We start from the raw sequence: 2,588 nt of genomic DNA on the forward strand, positions 1-2,588 counted from the left end.
GGAGCGGGGTGCCGGAGAGGTGGGCGGCGGGGGCGGCCTCGATGACCGGGATGACCGCGTTGAGCTGGGCGAGCAGCCGGGTGAGGTCGCGGCTGCGGCTGTGGTAGCGGGAGCGGCGCGCGAGGATGACGTCGTACGACTGGTTGAGTGCCTGGGTGGCGGCGTGCCGGGCCGTGTCGTAGGTCTCGGTGTCCGAGCCGCACGCGTCGAGCAGGTCGGCGACGGCCCGGTAGGCACCCGCGACGGCCGTGCGTTCGGGTACGCCGGAGCGCAGCGGCCAGGACAGCAGGGCGAGGACGAGGACGAGCAGTCCGCCGCCGGTCATCAGCAGCGGGGCGAGCCACCAGTCGCCGGGCATCGGCAGGCCGGCGCCGACGACGGCGTTCAGCAGCAGGAGCAGGCCGGAGACGGAGGAGACCGCGCCGATCGTCGAGATCATCCCGGAGACGAGGGCGATGCCGGTGAGGACGGCGACCGCGATCCAGCCGTGGCCGAAGGCGAGGGAGCCGAGGGTGACGCCGACCGCGCCGAGCAGTTGCGGGACGGCGATGTTGAGGATGCGCAGCCGGTAGGCGTCGGCGGTGTCGCCGATGACGCCGGAGAGCGCGCCCATGGCGGCGAGCGCGCCGTACGCGGGCCGGCCGGCGGCGAGCCCGACCGCCAGCGGGAGCGACATCGCGACGGCGGCCCGGGCGACGGCGGCCCGGTTGACGGGCGCCTGCTGGGCTCGAAGGTTCCGGACCAGCCAGTCGGGAGGGGTGAGGCCGATGGGGAACTCTCGCGGCATGCGCCCATTATGGGTGCCTTGCCCGAAGGACCGGGGCGGCCGGTACCGACGTGCTCACGCCCACCGGCGACCGGCGCCTCGGCCCGCCGTGGGCACGGTCCTCAGCGGAACTCCCGCACGACCTCGATACGGCCCACGATGTGCGCGTTGAACTCCGCCAGCTCCTCGGCCGGGACCCAGAGTTCGAGGATGGTCTCGCCGCCGGCCTGCCGGACCGGGTAGCGCTCCAGGAACGCGGAGTCGACCTCGAAGCGGGTGACGTATCCGGCGCCGGAGGCCGGGACGTTCCAGTCGCGGGCGATGCGCACGGCGTAGTCCTCGTTGAGGACGGGGTAGAAGATCGGCTGTTCGGGCAGTCGCGGGGGCCAGGCGGTCCAGCCGGAGGCCTCGACGAGGGCCAGCTCCTCGGGTCCCGTGGGCCGCCACAGGGTCGTCGTCTCGCGCATGGTCGGTGACGGTAGCCGGGCGGAGGCGGCCGGCACCAACGGATCAGCCGGGGATGCGGTCCAGGAAGGCGGCCAGCGCCGCGTTGAACTCGTCCGGGCGTTCCAGGTTGGGCATGTGGGCCGCGTCCTTGACGACGTGCAGGGTGGAGTCGGGGAGCAGGGCGTGCAGGGTCTCGGCGACCGGGACGGGGGTGTACTCGTCGTCCTCGCCGACCACGACCAGCGCCGGGGCGGTGACGCGGGCGAGCAGCGGGCGGTAGTCGGGGCGTTCGGCGCGTCCGCGCAGGGCCGCGGCGGCCCCCTCGGGCGGGGCGGCGGTCATCATGCGGTGGACGTGGGCCTGGACGTCCGGGTCGGCGTAGGGGGCGACCATCTTGTGCAGGACCTCGTCGGCATAGCCGCGCATGCCCTCGCGCAGCAGCCGGTCGGCCATGGCGTTGCGGGTGCGCCTGCCCTCGGGGGTCTCGGGTTCGGCGAAGGTGTCGGCGAGGACGAGTCCGCGGATCCGGTCGCCGAACCGGTCGTAGCACTCCATGGCGATCTGGCCGCCCATGGACAGTCCGGCGAGGATCACGGACTCCAGTCCCAGTTCGTCGAGCAGGGCCTCGAGGTCGGCGGCGAAGGCGGCGAGCGGGGTGATGCCGGGGACCACCGGGGAGGCGCCGTAGCCGCGCAGGTCGGGGGCGACGACCCGGCGGTGCGGGGCGAACGCCTCGATCTGCGGGTCCCACATGGTGTGGTCGAAGGGGTGGCCGTGGACGAGGAGCAGAGGGACGCCGGTTGCGGTGCCTTTGTCCTCGTATGCGAGGGGGACGGTCATGAAGTCGACCGTACGGCGCGCCAACTCGTCGGTGCAATAAAATCTTTGCTCTCGGTGCAATGCCAACCAAGGGGCCGCTGTGGACGATTACCTCCGTCTCGCCGACCGGATCGCGGCCGACATCGCCTCCGGCCGCCTCAGGCCGGGCCAGCGGCTGCCCCCGCAGCGGGCGTTCGCGCGGCGGCGCGGCATCGCGGCCTCCACGGCCGGGCGGGTCTACGGCGAACTGGTGCGGCGCGGACTGGTCGTCGGCGAGGTCGGCCGGGGCACCTTCGTCCGGGCCACCCCGCCCGCGACCGGTGACGGCCGCGCCCTCACCGAACCGCCGCACCCGGGCACCGCCGCGCCCGCACTCGTCAACCTGGAGCTGAACTACCCCACGGCCGCCGATCAGTCCGCCCTCCTCGCCCCGGCCCTCACCGCCCTCCTGGGAGACCCGGCCACCCTCACCGACACCCTCCGCCCGGCCGCCGCCACCGGCACCCCCGAGGCCCGCGCGGCGGCGGTCGGGCGGAGGGTGTCGGTGAGGGTGGCC

4 protein-coding genes are annotated in these 2,588 nt (G+C 74.3%); 1 reads left to right on the plus strand and 3 read right to left on the minus strand.

Annotated elements, in window-relative coordinates; all coding sequences use genetic code 11:
• The 3 genes from CCN42_RS37035 to CCN42_RS37045 form a co-directional block, all read right to left on the minus strand.
• On the minus strand, nucleotides 1-787 hold a 787-nt coding region (locus CCN42_RS37035), incomplete at its 3' end, for an FUSC family membrane protein (RefSeq protein ID WP_281259562.1).
• A gap of 101 nt (nucleotides 788-888) precedes the next feature.
• Entirely contained in the window at nucleotides 889-1,233 is a 345-nt protein-coding gene (locus tag CCN42_RS37040) for a hypothetical protein (RefSeq protein WP_086168197.1), read from the minus strand.
• Between the two features lie 43 nt (nucleotides 1,234-1,276).
• A complete protein-coding gene (locus CCN42_RS37045) occupies nucleotides 1,277-2,053 on the minus strand; it encodes an alpha/beta fold hydrolase (RefSeq protein WP_086741690.1) in 777 nt (258 codons plus the stop codon).
• Between the two features lie 79 nt (nucleotides 2,054-2,132).
• Here CCN42_RS37045 and CCN42_RS37050 point away from each other — a divergent pair.
• The coding region (locus tag CCN42_RS37050) for a GntR family transcriptional regulator (RefSeq protein ID WP_143662153.1) at nucleotides 2,133-2,588 on the plus strand (456 nt) is incomplete at its 3' end.

Origin of the sequence: Streptomyces glaucescens, assembly GCF_002154375.1 — a bacterium.
Classification (GTDB): domain Bacteria; phylum Actinomycetota; class Actinomycetes; order Streptomycetales; family Streptomycetaceae; genus Streptomyces; species Streptomyces glaucescens.

What these genes read in the sequence shown, in the direction of transcription:
- CCN42_RS37040 (WP_086168197.1), bottom strand. Translation starts at nt 1,233, where the DNA reads ATGCGCGAGACGACGACCCTGTGGCGGCCCACGGGACCCGAGGAGCTG.
- CCN42_RS37045 (WP_086741690.1), bottom strand. Translation starts at nt 2,053, where the DNA reads ATGACCGTCCCCCTCGCATACGAGGACAAAGGCACCGCAACCGGCGTC.